This window comes from Streptomyces sp. NPDC093546, assembly GCF_044765045.1.
GTDB lineage: Bacteria > Actinomycetota > Actinomycetes > Streptomycetales > Streptomycetaceae > Streptomyces.
Genome location: NZ_JBIWJG010000002.1, coordinates 482,908 through 499,925 on the forward strand (window position 1 = coordinate 482,908; position 17,018 = coordinate 499,925).

A 17,018-nucleotide genomic window follows, 5' to 3' on the forward strand; every position below is an offset into this window, starting at 1 on the left:
TTTGTGCAAGAGCCCCTTGCGCTATTGCGCCAGGGGCTTCGTCTATTCCGGGGCACACCAACAGGCGGCGTTCACGCCTCCTGACCTTGGACATGCCCCGCCCGGAAGGGGTGTACGCCTGTGCCCGCACTTGTGCTGCTCGGTGCTCAGTGGGGTGACGAGGGCAAGGGAAAGGCCACCGACCTGCTCGGTGGATCGGTTGATTATGTGGTGCGCTACCAGGGTGGCAACAACGCCGGCCACACGGTCGTCGTCGGCGACCAGAAGTACGCGCTGCATCTTCTGCCGTCCGGAATCCTCTCCCCGGGATGCACCCCGGTCATCGGAAACGGCGTCGTCGTCGACCCGGCGGTCCTGCTCTCCGAGCTGAGTGGGCTGAACGAGCGCGGCGTCGACACCTCCAAGCTCCTGATCAGCGGTAACGCCCACCTGATCACCCCGTACAACGTCACCCTCGACAAGGTGACGGAACGGTTCCTCGGCAAGCGGAAGATCGGCACCACCGGCCGCGGCATCGGCCCGACGTACGCCGACAAGATCAACCGCGTCGGCATCCGCGTCCAGGACCTCTACGACGAGTCGATCCTGACCCAGAAGGTCGAGGCGGCGCTGGAGAACAAGAACCAGCTGCTCGCCAAGGTCTTCAACCGCCGCGCGATCGAGGCCGACAAGATCGTCGAGGAGATGCTCGGCTACGCGGAGCAGATCAAGCCGTTCGTCGCGGACACCACGCTGATCCTGAACAACGCCATCGACGACGGCAAGGTCGTCCTCTTCGAGGGCGGCCAGGGCACGCTGCTCGACGTCGACCACGGCACGTACCCCTTCGTCACGTCCAGCAACCCGACCGCCGGTGGCGCCTGCACCGGCGCGGGTGTCGGCCCGACGAAGATCAGCCGGGTCATCGGCATCCTCAAGGCGTACACGACCCGCGTCGGCGCCGGCCCGTTCCCGACGGAGCTCTTCGACGAGGACGGCGAGGCGCTGCGCCGCATCGGCGGCGAGCGTGGCGTGACCACCGGCCGCGACCGCCGCTGCGGCTGGTTCGACGCGGTCATCGCCCGGTACGCCACCCGCGTCAACGGCCTGACGGACTTCTTCCTCACCAAGCTCGACGTGCTGACGGGCTGGGAGCAGATCCCGGTCTGCGTCGCGTACGAGATCGACGGCAAGCGCGTCGAGGAGCTGCCGTACTCGCAGACGGACTTCCACCACGCGAAGCCGGTCTACGAGTACCTGCCCGGCTGGTCCGAGGACATCAGCAAGGCGAAGACCTTCTCCGACCTGCCGAAGAACGCGCAGGCGTACGTGAAGGCGCTGGAGGAGATGTCCGGCGCGCCGATCTCGGCCATCGGTGTCGGCCCCGGCCGCACCGAGACGATCGAGATCAACTCCTTCCTGTAGGAACGCAGGCCGCAGGACCCAGGCCGCACGACGGGGAGCCCGGCTACTTCTCCTTGGAGAACTCGCCGGGCTCCCCGTCCGCGTCCATCCCGTACACCAGCAGCCGGTCCTTGCCGTCGACCCGCTGGATGCGCAGGTTGACCGAGGCGCCGGACGCCGTGCACTCCCGGTCGGACACTGCGGCGTCGACCGTGGCCGGGCCCAGCACCAGCAGGTCGCCCGCGCCGCCGAGGACGGCGGTTTCGGCGCAGTTCACCGACGTGCCGGCCAGCGGCTCGCCGGTCTCCTCGTCCGTGTGCGGGTAGCTCTGCTGGAACCGGACCAGGGGCGCCCCGACCGGCCCCTGCATGATGATCACCTCGTGGCTGTAGAGGTCCTGGTTCGGATCGGACACGTCCGGGTGCGGGACGTCCTTCCAGTGGCCGAGGAACTCCTCCGGCACCACCTGCGGCCCGGACCGCGCCTTGCGGAACGTGGCGGTCGCCGCGCCCGAGGTCCACTTCAGGACATCGGGGGAGGTGAGGGTGAGCGTCTGGTGGGCGGCCGGGGTACACGTCTTGGCGGGCACGCTCGTCGTCACGTCGCTCTCGCCGAAGACGACCTTGTCCTCGTCCGCCGAGACGAGCGCCGACCGCCCCATGCACAGCCGATCGCCGGTGACGTGGACGTACGTCCCCGCCTTCTCGCCGGGCACGCCGGTGCCGATCTCGATGCGGGCCGTCTCGTACGGGGCTTCCTGCGTGCCCTTGACCACGCCCTCCCAGGCGCCGCGGAAGGCGGCGGGGACGACGTTCTCACTCTTGTGCCCGCCCATCGGAGGCGGCGACGACGGGCGGAACCAGGAGGCGAGGCCCGACCCGGAGAGGGTGAGGGCGGTGAGGGCGACGCCGGTGAGGGCGGTGAGGACGATGCCGCCGACGAGCAGCGGGCGGCGCCTCCCGCGGGGCTTTCGGCGCGCGGTTTCCGGTACCGGCGTCGGCGCCCCGTCCTCGTCCAGCAGCCCGGCGGCGAGGCGGCCCAGCTGGGCCAGCAGCCCGCCCGGCAGCCACGGCTCGGCGGCCTCGACGTGCGCGGCCAGCCACGCGGCGGTCGGGCGGTCGGCCGGGTCCTTGGCCAGGCATCCGCGTACGAGCTCGTCGAGCTCGGCGGGCAGGCCGGTGAGGTCCGGCTCGTCGTGGGCGATGCGGAACATCATGGCGTGGACGCCGCTGTCGGCCGTGCCGAAGGGCGGGCAGCCGGTCGCCGCGTACGCGAGCACGGAGCCGAGGCAGAAGATGTCGGAGGCGGGGGTGAGCCGTTCGCCGCGCACCTGCTCGGGCGACATGTAGCCCGGTGATCCCACGACCGCGCCGGTGCTGGTCAGCCCGCCGTCGGTGAGGGTGTCGACGGCGCGCGCGATGCCGAAGTCGATGATCCGGGGCCCGTCGACCGTGAGCAGGATGTTGGCGGGTTTCAGGTCCCGGTGGACGAGCCCGGTCGCGTGGATGTGCTCCAGGGCGCGGGCCAGCCCGGCCGCCAGCGACCGCACGGACGCCGGGGGCAGCGGCCCGTACTCGTCGCCGACCACGGTGCGCAGGGACGGCCCGGCGACGTATCCGACGGCCACCCAGGGCGCCTCGGCCCCGGTGTCCGCGCCGAGTACGGGCGCGGTGCCGGCCCCGCCGACCCGCTCCAGCGCGGCGACCTCGCGCGCGAAGCGGCGCCGGAACTCGTCCTGCGCGGCCAGCTCGGCGTGCACGACCTTGACGGCGACGGTGCGCCCACCGGCCGACCGGGCGAGGTAGACGCGCCCCATGCCACCGGACCCGAGCCTGCCGAGCAGGCGGAACGGGCCGATCTGTACGGGGTCGTCACCAGTCAGAGGCTTCACGCGAACAGAGCATGCCAGAGGGTGGCCTGAGGCACCGTAACAAGGCTTGGTCCAGACCTTGACAGGTTCAGACCACTCGCGCTTCGTTGGTGGTCCCCCACGAAAGGGTTACCCCATGCTGCGACGCCTGTTGACTCTGTTCGCCGCTTTCGCCACGGTCGCCGGACTGACCGTGTTCCTCCTCCCCGCCGCCACTGCTTCGGCGGCGGAGTGCGCGGCCCCCTGGAGCGCCTCCGCCGTCTACACGGGCGGCGGGACCGCCTCGTACAACGGCCGCAACTGGCTGGCGAAGTGGTGGACCCAGAACGAACGCCCCGGCACCGCCGATGTCTGGTCCGACCAGGGCGCGTGCGGCTCCGGTTCCGGGAACCCCGGCCCGTCGCCGTCCGGGTTCGTGGTGAGCGAGGCGCAGTTCAACCAGATGTTCCCGAACCGGAACGCCTTCTACACGTACAGCGGCCTGACCGCCGCGCTGAGCGCGTACCCCGCCTTCGCCACCACCGGCGGCGACACGGTGAAGAAGCAGGAGGCGGCGGCCTTCCTCGCGAACGTCTCGCACGAGACGGGCGGCCTGGTCCACATCGTCGAGCAGAACACCGCCAACTACCCGCACTACTGCGACCGTGGCCAGCCCTACGGCTGCCCGGCCGGAACCGCCGCCTACTACGGCCGCGGCCCGATCCAGCTCAGCTGGAACTTCAACTACAAGGCGGCGGGCGACGCCCTCGGCATCGACCTCCTCAACCACCCGTACCGCGTCGAGCGCGAGGCGCCCATCGCCTGGAAGACGGGCCTCTGGTACTGGAACACCCAGAACGGCCCCGGCACGATGACCGCCCACAACGCGATGGTGACGGGTGCGGGCTTCGGCCACACCATCCGCGCGATCAACGGCGCCCTGGAGTGCGACGGCAAGAACCCGGCGCAGGTGCAGAGCCGCGTCAGCACCTACCAGCGCTTCGCGCAGATCCTGGGCGTGCCGACGGGCGGGAACCTGAGCTGCTGAAAGTCCTCGCCCGGGACTCACCCGGGACTTGCCCGGGACTTGCCCGGGGCTCACCCGGGAGGGTGAATTCGGCATATGACAAAGGGGTGGCCGGTGGTGGACGGCCACCCTTTTTCGCTGCGAAACCGCAGGTGGGACCGAAGACCGGTTTTCGGGCCTGCGGTATCTGAATGACCGTATGACAAACCGGAGTTGATTGCGTCAAAGGGGACGTGCGGCGCTACATTCGCGGCACATGAAACGTGATGCCCCCGCAGTGCTGGAACACCCGGGGGCTCGGCATCAGGAACGAGACTCCCAATGCGCATCCACCGTACAACGCACCCCCGCGCCTTCACCACGTTCGGTAACGCTCTCCTGCGCGATGACTCCATCTCGTGGTGCGCGGTCGGGCTGTTGACGTATCTGATCAGCCTCCCCGACGGTGCCAAGGCCTCCATCCGCAAGCTCGCCGAGAAGCGCAAGGAAGGCCGCGACCGCATCGGCGCCGCCCTCCACGAGCTGGAGGAGGCCCGCTATCTGCGCAGGCTCGTACGCCGGGACGGCAAGGGCCAGTTGCGCACGGAGTACGAGGTCTTCGACACCCCCTACGACCCTGATGCCCCCGCGCCCGAGCCCCCGGCTCCGGGTCCGGCTCCGGGGCCCGCCCCCGCGCCCGCTCCGGAAAGTGGCGGAAACCCGGCCCTCGGTGGCCCGGGCCACGCCGCGCCAGGTCCGCTCCCCAAGGGAGAAAGAACCAGGGAAGAAGAACCTCCCTCCCGGGCCGCCGCGCTGCTGACCTCCCTCGGCCGCACCGAACCGCGCCTCGCGATGGGGGCGGCCGAGGCCGCACCCCTGCGGGCGCTCGTCGAGGAGTGGTGGGCCGCGGGCGCCACCGACGCCGTGATCCGCGAGGCGCTGACCTCGGGCCTGCCCGCGCGCGTCCACGCCCCCGCCGCCCTCGTGGCGGACCGCCTGCGCCGCAAGAAGCCAGCACCGCGCCCGGCGGCGGCCCTGGAGGGCGCCGAGTGCGACCGGTGCCGCCGCCCCGTCCAGCCGGGTGAGCCCTGCTTCCAGTGCCATCCCGCCCCGGCCGCGCGCGCCTCCTTCCGCGAGGCGGCGGCCCGGCGCGGGGCGGGCCTGCGGGAGCTGGTGCGCGGCCGCCGCTGAACGCTCCCGGCCCTCCGCCCGGAGGGTCGGGTCCACCGAAAGAGAAACGGAGTGCAATGACCATCGCGCTCGTACGCCCAGAGGTGGTATACCGCCGGTATACTGTGGCTATGGCTGACACCACGATCAAGGTCGACCCCGCCGTTCGCGACCGCCTTCAGGAGCTCGCCCGGGATCGCGGTATCACCATGCGTGACCTCGTGGCGCAGCTTGCTGGAGCGACTCCGACAAAGGAGGAACTCGCCAAGCAGCGCGAGGAGACCAAGGCGTACGTCGAAGAGCACTTCCTCGGCGGGTCCTACACCGAGGAGGACGCGGTCGCCGGTCGCCAGCTCTGGGCCGACGTTGTCGCCGGGCGCATCGGGGAGGTCCAGTGACCAAGGACAAGTACCCGCTGCCGCGCGCCATCGTCTTCGACGACACCGCCGTCCTCGCGCTTGGGGGCGGCAACCGGATGGCCTCGCGCCTCGTCGTCGAGGCCGAGAACGACCCGACGCTGCGGATCTACATCCCCGCCGTGTGCCTGACGGCCGCCGAAGGCGAGCGTGCGGGCGTCGCGGAGCACGTGGGGGCGCTGCCGTCCGTGGACATCACCGAGCTGGACTTCGCCGGCGCTGCGGCCGTCGGCAAGCGCCTGCGGGTTCACGGCGATGACTGGAGCTGCGCGCACGCCGTCCACCTGGCGCAACCCTCGGTCGAGTGGCCCAGGGGGCGTCCGGTCCTCAGCGGTGACCCCCTGCGCTACCGGGGCACCGGCGTACGCGTGATCACGATCGAGAAGTAGCCGCTACGGCGGTGCCGGGCCCGGAGCGCGCCCGGGGCCCGCACCCGCCCGGGTGCGGCGGGTGCAGGACATCGCCTGACCTGAGTGCTGGTTACGGTCACCGACCAAGCACCTCGGCGGCCGCTCCGGTTGGCCCCGGCCGCCATGCGAGCCGGAAGGAGGTGTGTCACAACGGACGACCACACCGGTCAGCGCATGTTCTACATCCGGGACGTCGACGGGTACGTCATCGGCTTCAACGACAAGGCCGCACTCGAGGCGAGTGATCTGGGCAAGTACGCCGCCGAGTAGAACGCCTCGATCCCCTCAGTGCATGTCCATGTCCATGTCCATGGGCATCGGGTCCTCGGGCGCCTGGAGCCCCGGCAGCAGCCCGTCCTGGAAGGGCGCGAGCCCGGCGAGCACCAGGAACACCACCCCGACCGCCGTCGAGAACCACGGCCCCAGCCGCCACAGCTTCTCGATGAAGATCACGGCCGCGACCCCCGCCATCGCCGCGATGTTCATGACGCCGAGCGGTACGAGGATCACCATCAGCCCCCAGCAGCAGCCGACGCAGTACAGCCCGTGGTGCGCCCCCACCCGGAAGTCCCGCGCCCGGCGCCGGAACTGCGCGTACCGCATCAGCTGCCCCATCGGGCTCCGGCAGTGCCGCAGGCAGACGTTCTTCAGCGGCCCGAGCTGCTGGAGCCCCGCCAGCAGGAACGCCGTGAAGGCGATCCAGCGCCCCGCGCCCGGGTGGTCCCGGACCAGGTCCCCGGTCGCGGCCAGGGCCCCGTACGCGAGGAGCCCGAACGCCGTCCACACCAGCAGGTAGCCCGCGACGAACGCCGTCGTCCGGGCCGCCCGCGCCACGCCCGTCGACTGCCTGCCGATGCCCCGCGCCCAGGTGACCGCCACCGGCGCGACGGACGGCAGCATCATGGCGGCCATCATCAGCAGCCACAGCAGCAGGAAGAGGGGCAGGGCCATGCCCATGGTCCCGGGCTCGACGCCCATGTGACGGGCCTGCCCGACGGTCAGCACCCACGCGAGGACCGCGATCAGCACCAGCAGGGACCAGGCGATGGCGAGCGCCCGGGGCGGCAGGAGGTTCCCGCGCCGCAGCGGGGGCTCGGTGGCCATGCGGCGGTGCTGCGTAGCGGTGGTGGTCCTGGAGTGGTTCACGGTGGCGCTGCCCCTCCACGGGAGACCCTTCCAGGGTGCACCCTGGAAGGGTGGGGGCGCGCGCCCAAGGAGGTCCGCAGATGACCGACACCGAGATCGAGACCGACACCGAGACCGCCGTCCCACGCTGGCACGTCGTCGGCGACTGGTTCGACACCTGCAAGTGCGACATCCCGTGCCCGTGCTCCTTCGCGCAGCCGCCCACGACCGGCGAGTGCGAAGGGATCATGGTCTGGCACGTCCGTGAGGGCACCTACGGGGACGTGGTCCTCGACGACCTCAACGTCCTGGTCCTCGCGTCCTTCACCGGCAACGCCTGGGCCGAGCACTCCGACGCCTACGCCGCCTTCTTCGTCGACGAACGGGCCGACGCCGCGCAGCGTGACGCCCTCGAAATGGTCTTCGGCGGTCAGGCCGGCGGCTGGCCCGCCGTCTTCGTCAGCGGCGCCGCCCTGGAGATGCGGGGCATGGAGTTCGCCCCGATCGAGTTCTCGATCGAGGACGACCTGGCGTCCTGGAGCGCTGCCATCCCCGGCCGCGTCGAGGCCCGCGCCGAGGCGCTCACCGGCCCGACGACCCCGGAGGGCGCACGCGTGCAGGTCACCAACCTGCCGGGCTGCGAGACCGGGCCGGGCCAGCTCGCCACCTGGGGCCGCTCGACCGCCGACCGGGCGGACGCGTACGGCTTCCAGTGGAGCCGCGAGGGCCAGTCCAGCAAGCACATCACCTTCGACTGGACCGGCCCTGACGAGTAACCCGAGCAACCGTTGTGTCGCGCCTGGCGTTGCCTAGCGTTCCAGCAGCTCCTTGAGGTGCTGCTCGTTCTTCGGCATCTCCTTCTTCGCCTGGGGGCGTACGACGAGAGGCACGAGGACCTTGCCGATCCCGTGCGACTCGAAGTCCAGGTCGAGCGTCACACGCGACCGCCGGCCGTCGCCGACCGGCTCGACCGTGCCGCGCACGTGGCCACGGACCGGGCCGTCGACGCCGTCCATGCGGAAGCTCCTCGGCGCTTCGAACTCGCTCAACTCCATGGTCATCGGGATCCGCCGACGACCGACCTGCCGGGTCACCCGGACCCGCGACCCCACGCCCACGGGGGCGTCGCCGAGCGGGGTGGCCGATAGGGCGCTCTCCTGCCATTCGGGCAGGCGAGAGAGGTCGGTCAGGTAGGAGAAGACGTCCTCGGGACGGCGGGCGATCTCGACGCTTTCCTTGATCGAGGACATGTCGCCCCCTTTCGGGTCGTTTGTCCTACGGGCAACCCTACTCGGCCCACTCCAGGAAGGTGCTCACCTGACCGCTCGCCTGGCGGTGCCCGCCGCGCACGGCGGGCCGCTTCGTCCACCCGGTGCTGCTCCGCAGCACGCTCGTCGCGGCTGTCCGGGACATGTCCGGGACATGAGTTCCGGTCCCGCGGACGGCGTGGCAGCCCTACCGTCCGAGCCATGGACACCACACGCAGGACGTTACTCAGGGGCATGGCCGCGGCGCCCTTCGCCGCCGCGACCGGCGGGCTGCTCGTTCCGGAGAAGGCGTACGCGGCGGCCGGCCGGCAGCGGGTCGGCCTGGTGCGCGGGCCCGAGGGCGGGCCGACGTACGCGGAGGTCATCCGGCAGCTGAACGAGCGCGCCGCCGGGGAGCTGGGCCAGAGGCAGGGCCTCTGGCGGGTCCCGATGGGCACGCTGCTGGACTCGCCGCCGGAGCGGACGGGGGAGCGGATCACCCGCGTCTCCTATCCGGCCGCGAAGCTCCGGCCCCCGGCGACCCGTATCCCCCGGCTCGCACACGGGTTCCAGTGGCATCCCGACGACTTCCTCACCCAGAACTGGCGGCCGCAGGGCATCACCACCAACTACGACGCCGTGGGCGGCCGCCCCGCCCGCAGGGTCCTGATCGTCTCGTGGGACGCCCACAAGGCGGCGCGCCCCGAAGGCACGCGGCTGAGCGTCGTGGAGATCACCGCGTCCGGGGAGGCCAGGTACCGGCACGTGCTGCTGGCGGTACCGGCCCTCGGCGGCGAAAAGGGCAGGGACCCCAGCTTCAACCCTGTCCACACGCACGCGGGCGGCGTGGCCTGGTACCGCAACCTGCTGTACGTCGCCGAGAGCGCGGAGGGCCGGCGCGGGCTGCGCGTCTTCGACGTGGACAACATCTTCGGGGTGCGCACCGACGCCGCGAGCCAGGGCCGCTTCGGCTTCGAGGACGGCCGGTACAGCGCCGACGGGTACGCCTACGTCATCCCCCAGGTGGCCGCGTACCGCGACAGGGACCAGGAGGGCGCGGACGCCTTCACGTACTCCCAGGTCTCCCTGGACCGGTCCGGGGGTACGCACCGGCTCGTGGTGAGCGAGTACCGCGGGGGCGGCGGCAGGAAGCCGAGGCCGCGGATCGCCCGGTTCGACCTGGACCGGTCGACCGGGATGCTGGCCCGGCACACGTCCGGGGTGCCAAGGGTGTTCACGGGCCCCAAGTCGGTGCAGGGCGCGGTCTCCGTGGGCGGTACGTACTACGTGACCACGAGCCACGGCGTCGACGGCAACGGGATGCTGCACCGGTGGGCGGCGCGGCCCCGGACGTGGGAATTCCCGCCGGGCGTCGAGGACGTGAGCTACGACGCGCGGGACAAGGTGCTCTGGACGCTGTGCGAGTACGCGAAGGACGACCAGGAGCCCGGCGAGGCCCCGAGCGTCTACAACACCCGTTACGTGTACGGCATGCAGTTGTAGGTAGGACGGCAGGGAGCCAGGAAGGCAGCCGGGCCGGTCAGGCCCGGCTGCCCATGACCGCGCGGGTGCCTATGACCACCGTGGCGTACCGGTCGTCGCAGGTGACCACCTGCGGGGTGAGCCCGTCGGCGGCGACGATCCCGGCGGCGGTGTCGGCCTGCCGCTCGCTGGTCTCGAACAGCAGGCTGCCGCCCGGGGCCAGCCAGGCAGCCGCCTCGGCGGTCACGCGCCGCAGCACGTCCAGCCCGTCCGCGCCGCCGTCGAGCGCGACCCGCGCCTCGTGGACCCGCGCCTCGGCGGGCAGGAACGCGACCTCCTCGGTGGGTACGTACGGGACGTTGGCGAGCAGTACGTCGATCCGGCCCCGCAGCGCGGGCGGCAGCGGCGCGTACAGGTCTCCCTCATAGACCCGGCCCCCGGCCGCGGCGACGTTGCGGCGCGCGCACCGCACGGCGGCGGGGTCGATGTCGGCGGCGTGCAACTCCGCGCCGTCGAGCGCCGCGACGAGTGCCGCGCCCAGCGCACCGGAGCCGCAGCACAGGTCGACGACCACCGCGCCGGGCGGCGCGAGCGCCTCGGCCCGCTCGACGAGGAACTCGGTGCGGCGGCGCGGCACGAACACCCCCGCGTCCACGGCGAACCGCACGCCGCGGAACTCTGCCCAGCCGAGGACGTGTTCCAGCGGATGTCCGGCGACCCGCCGCTCGACCATCGCGTCGAGCTCCCGCGGTGTGCGGGCGGCGGAGCGGAGCAACTCGGCCTCGTCCTCCGCGAAGACGCATCCCGCGGCGCGGAGGGCGGCGACGACGGTGTCGAGGGGAGGCAGGGCAGGCGGGGGAGGCAGGGGAGGCAGGGGAGGTACAGCCATGGGGAAGCCTTTCGAGAGCTGGGGGCGCTCTCGCGGTGACTGTGTGGCTGTGTCCCTACGAGCCGTGAGAGGAGAGCACCCGGCCTGGCGTGGTGTTAACGGGTCTCACCTCCTCGGTCCGTACTGCTGACGAAGCCTCACCCTACAGGGGGGTTCACGCGGTGGACGAGCCGCCCGGGGCTGTCGCCGCCGGCTCGTCCACGACCCTGTCGAGCGCCCGGGACAGCCGCTCCAGCACCCGCGCGGTCTCGTCGAACGCCTCCTCGCCCAGCTCGGCGGCGAGGCGGGCCGCCAGGTCCGCGTGGCCCGGGTTTATGCGGGCGACCGACTCCCGGCCCAGCTCCGTGGGGGTGAGGAGCTTCGCGCGCCGGTGCGCCGGGTTCGGGAGGTACTCGGCGAGGCCCTCCGCGACCAGCAGGTCGGCGATCCGCTGGACGCTCTGGCGCGTGATGCCCATGGCGCGGGCGATCCCGGAGACGGGCAGCGGCTCTCGCAGTACGGCCCCGAGGACCTGCCACCACGCGGCGGTGAGCCCGGCGGGGCGGGCCAGCTTCTCCGAGACCGCGAGCAGCTGGCCGTTCAGCCGGAAGACACCGAGCGCGGTACGGCTGAGCAGCTCCTGGAGATGCCGTTCGACCGGGGTCACGCGTTCAGCTCCTCGAAGGCGGCGGCGTCCGAGTCGTGGAACAGCCGGTACCAGGCGTCGAGCTTCGTACCCCCGAACGCCCCCATCCTGCCGAGGACTTCCCGCGCGAAGGCCACCGGCTCGGTGGGCCCGGCCGTGATGAGGTCGCCGTCGGTGACGGCGTCCGCCTCGACGTAGTGCTCGGCTCCCTCGTAGCCGGTCGCCGCGAGGTAGAAGGGGGCCGCGCTGGTGTGGGGGCGCCCGTCGAGCAGTCCCTCGCGGGCGAGCCCGGCGGTCGCCCCGCATATCGCGGCCACCGGCACGCCCGCGTCCAGGAACGTGCGCGCCTTCGCCGCGAACGGCGCCAGATCGTCGCCCGCGTCCCACAGGTCGGCTCCGGTGAGGATGAGCAGCGCGCTGTCCTCGGGCCGCAGCTCCGCCAGCGCCAGGTCCGGCGCGATGCGCAGACCGCCGATGGTGGTCACGGGGTCGGTGGTGAGCCCGACCGTGCGGACGTCGAAGCCGCTGCGCGCGAGCCACGCGGTGGCGTGACCGGTCTCCCAGTCGGCGAACGTGTCGTACACCGCGAGATGGACGGTCTTGAGCGGGGTCCGGGATGCGGTGGATGTGGTGGTGCCGGACATGGTGGCCTCCCGTGGGTCGCACAAGCGTGCGCGTGATGACTATATGCTGTCATCTCGACAGGATGCTGTCAATAGTCGGGCGCGACCCTCACCGGCACGCTCGGAGCCGTGGCCCCCGACACCTTGCCGACCCCCGCGCCTTCCGCCATACAAGATGGCCATACCAACCTCCACCGGCACATCCTTACCCTGGGCCGCATGACCCCTCATGCCGATCTCGCCGCGCACGCCGATCCCCAGGCCGGCGCCGCCGTCAAAGCCGCCGACCGCGCGCACGTCTTCCACTCCTGGTCCGCCCAGGGCCTGATCGACCCGCTCGCCGTCGCCGGCGCCGAGGGGGCGTACTTCTGGGACTACGACGGCAACCGCTACCTCGACTTCACCAGCGGCCTCGTCTACACCAACATCGGCTACCAGCACCCCAAGGTCGTCGCGGCCATCCAGGAGCAGGCCGCGAAGATGACGACCTTCGCGCCCGCCTTCGCCATCGACGTACGCTCCGAGGCCGCACGCCTCATCGCCGAGCGCACCCCGGGCGACCTCGACAAGATCTTCTTCACCAACGGCGGCGCCGAGGCCGTCGAGAACGCCGCCCGCATGGCCCGGCTGCACACCGGCCGCCCCAAGATCATGAGCGCCTACCGCTCGTACCACGGCGCCACCTCCGCCGCGATCAACCTCACCGGCGACCCGCGCCGCTGGGCCTCCGACACCGCCACCGCCGGTGTGGTCCACTTCTGGGCGCCGTTCCTCTACCGCTCGCCGTTCTACGCCGAGACCGAGGCGCAGGAGTGCGAGCGCGCCCTCCAGCACCTGGAGGACACCATCGCCTTCGAGGGCCCGGCCGGCATCGCCGCGATCATCCTGGAGACCGTCCCCGGCACCGCCGGCATCATGGTCCCGCCGCCCGGCTACCTCGCCGGCGTCCGCGAGATCTGCGACCGGTACGGCATCGTCCTCATCTTCGACGAGGTCATGGCGGGCTTCGGCCGTACCGGCGCGTGGTTCGCCGCCGACCACTTCGGCGTCGTACCGGACCTGCTGACCTTCGCCAAGGGCGTCAACTCCGGTTACGTACCGCTCGGCGGCGTCGCCATCTCCGCCGAGATCGCCGCCACCTTCGACAAGCGGCCCTACCCCGGCGGCCTCACCTACTCCGGCCACCCGCTCGCGTGCGCGGCCGCCGTCGCCACCCTCCAGGTCATGGCCGACGAGAAGGTCGTCGAGAACGCCGCCCACCTCGGCGAGAACGTCCTCGGCCCCGGCCTGCGCGAGCTCGCCGAGCGCCACCCCTCCGTCGGCGAGGTGCGCGGCCTGGGCGTCTTCTGGGCGCTCGACCTCGTACGGAACAAGGAGACGCGCGAGCCGCTCGTCCCGTACAACGCGACCGGCGAGGCCAACGCGCCCATGGCCGCCTTCGGCGCCGCCGCGAAGAAGAACGGCCTGTGGCCCTTCATCAACATGAACCGCACCCACGCCGTCCCGGCCTGCACTCTCACCGAGGCGGAGGCCAAGGAGGGCCTCGCCGCCCTCGACGCGGCGCTCGCGGTGGCCGACGAGTACACCGAGCACGCACAGTAACCGTCTGGAGGCCGCCCCCTCCGGCTGGCTTAAGGTGTCCGGAACCGGACGGAGGGGGCCAGAACCATGCCCACGAGCGGAGGGGTGACCCGCAACACCCTGCGTCAGCAGATCGCGGACGCGCTGCGTGACGAGGTGCTCGCGGGGCGTCTGCAACCCGGGCAGGAGTTCACGGTCAAGCAGATCGCCGAGCAGTACGGCGTCTCCGCGACGCCCGTACGCGAAGCGCTCGTCGACCTGGCCGCGCAGGGCCTGCTCGACTCCGACCAGCACAAGGGCTTCCGCGTCCACCAGTTCTCGGTCGACGACTACCGGGGCATGGTCGAGGCCCGCGCGCTCATCGTGGACGGCGTCTTCAAGCGCCTCACCGCCCATGTGAAGGCCGTGCACGGCGCCCCCCTGGTGTCGGTACGGCGCCGGGCGGAGGAGGCGTCCCGCGCGGCGCGCGCCGGGGACCTGGACATCCTCATCGGCTACGACCTGCGCTTCTGGCGCGAGCTCAGCGGCTTCGTGGCCAACCGCTACATCGCCGACTTCCTGCACCGGCTGCGCGTGCAGGCCTGGGTGTTCACCGTGCCCCACCTGCGCGCCGACCGGCGGGCGTGCGACTGGCTGTGGAGCGGCCACGAGGAGCTCGTGAACGCGGTGACGCTCGGCGACCCGGACGCCGTCATGGCCGTCATCAACGCGTACAACGCGCACGCGCTGGCCTGGGCCGACCACCTGGAGCGCCTCGCGGGGGCGGACGGGCCGGAGCTCCCCGGCGGGCGAGAGCGGGCGTGCCCGTGACCGACCTCAGCGTCGTCGTCCCGGCGTACAACGAGGAAGCCCGTCTGCGCCCCACCCTCGACGCCATCCGCGCCCACCTGAGCGCCGACCCCGGCCGCTGGGGCGACTGGGAGGTCATCGTCGTCGACGACGGCTCGACGGACGCCACCGCGCGCGTGGCGCGGGATTTCGCCGCCGAGGAACCGCGCGTCCACGTCATCACCGGCCTCGACAACCGCGGCAAGGGCCACGCCCTGCGACGCGGCGTCCTCGCCTCCTACGGGCGCCGCGTGCTCGTCACCGACGCCGACCTGGCCACGCCCGTCGAGGAGCTGGACCGGCTCGACAAGGAGCTCACCGCCGAGGGCGCGGACGCCGCGATCGGCTCCCGCGCGCACCCGGACTCCCGCATAGAAGTCCACCAGCACCGCCTGCGCGAGTGGCTGGGCCGCCTCGGAAACCGGTTCATACGGGCCGTGGCCGTACCCGGCGTACGCGACACCCAGTGCGGCTTCAAGCTCTTCGACGGCGACAAGGCGCGGACCGCCTTCGCCGACTCCCGCCTGGACGGGTGGGGGATCGACGTCGAGATCCTGCGCTTCTTCCGGCAGGCCGGCTGGCCGGTGGCGGAGGTTCCGGTGCGCTGGTCCCACCAGGAGGGCTCCAAGGTGGCGCCCCTGGACTACGCGCGCGTGCTGGCCGAACTCGTGACGCTGCGCGCCCGCTCCGTCCGGCGGACGGACCTGGCCGTCGTCGGCCTCTTCGTCCTCGCCTCCGTCCTCCTCTACCGGGGACTGTGGGCGGACCTGGACCGCGCGTACCTCGCCGACGCCGGCCAGGACCAGAACCAGTGGGAGTGGTTCTTCGCGGTCACCGCCGACAACGTCACCCACCTGCGCAACCCGCTCTTCACCACCGTCCAGAACTATCCGGACGGCGTGAACCTCATGGCCAACACGGTCATGCTCGGCCTGTCCGTGCCCCTGACCCCCGTCACGCTCACCCTCGGCCCGACGGTCACCTGGGCCCTCGTCCTCACCCTGGGCCTGGCCGCCACGGCCTGCTCCTGGTACTGGCTGCTCGCGCGGAGGGTCGTACGCAACCGGTGGGCCGCCGCGACCGGCGCCGCCCTCGCCGCCTTCGCGCCGCCGATGATCTCCCACGGCAACGCCCACCCGAACTTCCTGCTCCTCTTCATGATGCCGGTCCTCATCGACCGGGCCCTGCGGCTGTGCGAGGGGAGGGCGGCCGTCCGGGACGGGGTGCTCCTCGGGCTCTTCACGACGTACCAGATCTTCCTCGGCGAGGAGCCGCTGCTGCTCGCCGCCGTCGGCATGCTGCTCTTCGCCCTCGCGTACGCGCTCGCGCACCGCGAGGTGGCACGGGCGGTGTGGCGGCCCCTGCTGAAGGGCCTGGGCGTGGCCCTGGCGGTCTGCCTTCCGCTGGTGGCCTTCCCGCTGTACTGGCAGTTCTTCGGCCCGCAGAGCTACCACAGCGTGCTGCACGGCTCGAACGCGGGAAACGGCCCGCTCGCCTTCCTGGAGTTCGCCGGACGGTCGCTCGCCGGAGACGAGGCCACGGCGGACAAGCTCGCCATGAACCGCACCGAGCAGAACGCCTTCTACGGCTGGCCGCTCGTGGCCCTCGCCTTCGCCATCGCCGTACGCCTGTGGCGCCGGCCCCTGGTGAAGGCGCTGACCGCCACGGCGGTCTGCGCGGCGCTGCTCTCCCTCGGCCCGCGCGTCCGCATCCCGTACACCGACGTCATCGTTCCCGGGCCGTGGCGGTTCCTCGCCGACAAGCCGCTCTTCGAGTCGGTCATCGAGTCGCGCGTGGCGATGATCTGCGCGCCGGTGCTCGGCATGCTGGTGGCCCTCGCCGTGGACCGGCTGGCGGCCTCCCGGAACCGTACGTACCGGGTCGCGGGCCTCGCGGCGGTGGCGCTCGCCCTGCTGCCGATCCTGCCCACGCCGTACCCGGTCCGCGAACGGGCCCCGGTGCCCGGCTTCGTCGCGTACGGCGCCTGGCGGCAGTACCTGGGGCCCGGCGAGTCGATCGTGCCGGTGCCGCTGCCGGACCCGGGCAGCGCGGACGCGCTGCACTGGCAGGCCGAGACCGGCTTCGGCTTCCCGGTGCCGGGCGGGTACTTCAACGGGCCGTACGGGCCCGAACGGATCGGCATCTACGGCGCGGTGCCGCGCCACACCTCCAACCTCCTGCGGGAGGTGCGCTGGAGCGGCCGCGTCCCGGCGATCGGCCCGCGCTGGCAGGAGCAGGCCCGGGCGGACCTGGAGCACTGGCGGGCGGGCGTGGTCGTCCTGCCGTCGCAGTACAACCAGGAGGCCCTTTACGAGACCGTGTCCAAGCTTCTGGGGCGTCCTGGTGAGCGGATCGCCGGTGCGTGGGTATGGGACCTGCACTGA

General features: G+C 72.0%; 17 protein-coding genes. 10 read left to right on the forward strand and 7 right to left on the reverse strand.

The window, feature by feature from the left end; translation table 11 throughout:
- Positions 1–120: 120 nt before the first annotated feature.
- Entirely contained in the window at positions 121–1,404 is a 1,284-nt protein-coding gene (locus ACIRNI_RS05365) for an adenylosuccinate synthase (protein ID WP_403548503.1), read from the forward strand.
- A gap of 43 nt (positions 1,405–1,447) precedes the next feature.
- On the opposite strand, the gene ACIRNI_RS05370 is transcribed toward ACIRNI_RS05365, so the two are convergent.
- Positions 1,448–3,274 carry a serine/threonine-protein kinase gene (locus ACIRNI_RS05370; protein WP_403548505.1) on the reverse strand — a complete coding sequence of 609 codons (1,827 nt, stop codon included), beginning with the start codon at positions 3,272–3,274 and terminating at the stop codon, positions 1,448–1,450.
- A gap of 115 nt (positions 3,275–3,389) precedes the next feature.
- On the opposite strand from ACIRNI_RS05370, the gene ACIRNI_RS05375 reads away from it, so the two are divergent.
- From ACIRNI_RS05375 to ACIRNI_RS05390, 4 genes are all read left to right on the forward strand, one after another.
- Positions 3,390–4,280 carry a glycoside hydrolase family 19 protein gene (locus ACIRNI_RS05375; protein WP_403548506.1) on the forward strand — a complete coding sequence of 297 codons (891 nt, stop codon included), beginning with the start codon at positions 3,390–3,392 and terminating at the stop codon, positions 4,278–4,280.
- A gap of 300 nt (positions 4,281–4,580) precedes the next feature.
- Positions 4,581–5,429, forward strand: coding sequence for a hypothetical protein (locus ACIRNI_RS05380; RefSeq protein WP_403548508.1), 849 nt, complete (start codon positions 4,581–4,583; stop codon positions 5,427–5,429).
- 56 nt (positions 5,430–5,485) lie between these two features.
- A complete protein-coding gene (locus tag ACIRNI_RS05385) occupies positions 5,486–5,806 on the forward strand; it encodes a hypothetical protein (RefSeq protein WP_403548510.1) in 321 nt (106 codons plus the stop codon).
- Positions 5,803–6,213, forward strand: coding sequence for a hypothetical protein (locus ACIRNI_RS05390; RefSeq protein ID WP_403548512.1), 411 nt, complete (start codon positions 5,803–5,805; stop codon positions 6,211–6,213). Before ACIRNI_RS05385 ends, ACIRNI_RS05390 begins: the two co-directional genes overlap by 4 nt.
- Before the next feature lie 306 nt (positions 6,214–6,519).
- Here the strand turns inward: ACIRNI_RS05390 and ACIRNI_RS05395 are convergent, their stop codons facing one another.
- Positions 6,520–7,338, reverse strand: a complete 819-nt coding sequence (locus ACIRNI_RS05395) for a DUF2182 domain-containing protein (RefSeq protein ID WP_403548832.1) — start codon at positions 7,336–7,338, stop codon at positions 6,520–6,522.
- A gap of 122 nt (positions 7,339–7,460) precedes the next feature.
- On the opposite strand from ACIRNI_RS05395, the gene ACIRNI_RS05400 reads away from it, so the two are divergent.
- Positions 7,461–8,135, forward strand: a complete 675-nt coding sequence (locus ACIRNI_RS05400) for a DUF1326 domain-containing protein (protein WP_403548514.1) — start codon at positions 7,461–7,463, stop codon at positions 8,133–8,135.
- A 33-nt stretch (positions 8,136–8,168) separates the two neighbouring features.
- Here ACIRNI_RS05400 and ACIRNI_RS05405 read toward each other — a convergent pair whose 3' ends face one another.
- Both ACIRNI_RS05405 and ACIRNI_RS05410 read right to left on the reverse strand, forming a co-directional pair.
- A complete protein-coding gene (locus tag ACIRNI_RS05405; RefSeq protein WP_355359868.1) occupies positions 8,169–8,609 on the reverse strand; it encodes an SRPBCC family protein in 441 nt (146 codons plus the stop codon).
- Positions 8,610–8,646: 37 nt separating this feature from the next.
- Positions 8,647–8,772 carry a hypothetical protein gene (locus ACIRNI_RS05410; protein WP_403548516.1) on the reverse strand — a complete coding sequence of 42 codons (126 nt, stop codon included), beginning with the start codon at positions 8,770–8,772 and terminating at the stop codon, positions 8,647–8,649.
- A 56-nt stretch (positions 8,773–8,828) separates the two neighbouring features.
- Here ACIRNI_RS05410 and ACIRNI_RS05415 point away from each other — a divergent pair, with 56 nt between their 5' ends.
- Positions 8,829–10,109 (forward strand): hypothetical protein, encoded by a 1,281-nt coding sequence (locus ACIRNI_RS05415; protein ID WP_403548518.1) that lies wholly within the window; start codon positions 8,829–8,831, stop codon positions 10,107–10,109.
- A 37-nt stretch (positions 10,110–10,146) separates the two neighbouring features.
- Here ACIRNI_RS05415 and ACIRNI_RS05420 read toward each other — a convergent pair whose 3' ends face one another.
- The 3 genes from ACIRNI_RS05420 to ACIRNI_RS05430 all read right to left on the reverse strand — a co-directional run bounded on the left by ACIRNI_RS05420 (position 10,147) and on the right by ACIRNI_RS05430 (position 12,246).
- Complete coding sequence (locus ACIRNI_RS05420; protein ID WP_403548520.1) at positions 10,147–10,977, reverse strand: putative protein N(5)-glutamine methyltransferase; 831 nt, start codon at positions 10,975–10,977, stop codon at positions 10,147–10,149.
- 154 nt (positions 10,978–11,131) lie between these two features.
- Positions 11,132–11,623 (reverse strand): MarR family winged helix-turn-helix transcriptional regulator, encoded by a 492-nt coding sequence (locus ACIRNI_RS05425; protein ID WP_403548522.1) that lies wholly within the window; start codon positions 11,621–11,623, stop codon positions 11,132–11,134.
- Positions 11,620–12,246 carry a type 1 glutamine amidotransferase family protein gene (locus ACIRNI_RS05430; RefSeq protein WP_403548524.1) on the reverse strand — a complete coding sequence of 209 codons (627 nt, stop codon included), beginning with the start codon at positions 12,244–12,246 and terminating at the stop codon, positions 11,620–11,622. Before ACIRNI_RS05430 ends, ACIRNI_RS05425 begins: the two co-directional genes overlap by 4 nt.
- Positions 12,247–12,444: 198 nt before the next feature.
- On the opposite strand from ACIRNI_RS05430, the gene ACIRNI_RS05435 reads away from it, so the two are divergent.
- The 3 genes from ACIRNI_RS05435 (at position 12,445) to ACIRNI_RS05445 (ending at position 17,018) form a co-directional block, all read left to right on the forward strand.
- Complete coding sequence (locus ACIRNI_RS05435) at positions 12,445–13,827, forward strand: aspartate aminotransferase family protein (protein WP_403548526.1); 1,383 nt, start codon at positions 12,445–12,447, stop codon at positions 13,825–13,827.
- A gap of 66 nt (positions 13,828–13,893) precedes the next feature.
- On the forward strand, positions 13,894–14,616 hold the full coding sequence (locus ACIRNI_RS05440; RefSeq protein ID WP_403548528.1) for a GntR family transcriptional regulator: 723 nt from the start codon (positions 13,894–13,896) through the stop codon (positions 14,614–14,616).
- Positions 14,613–17,018 carry a dolichyl-phosphate beta-glucosyltransferase gene (locus ACIRNI_RS05445; protein ID WP_403548530.1) on the forward strand — a complete coding sequence of 802 codons (2,406 nt, stop codon included), beginning with the start codon at positions 14,613–14,615 and terminating at the stop codon, positions 17,016–17,018. Before ACIRNI_RS05440 ends, ACIRNI_RS05445 begins: the two co-directional genes overlap by 4 nt.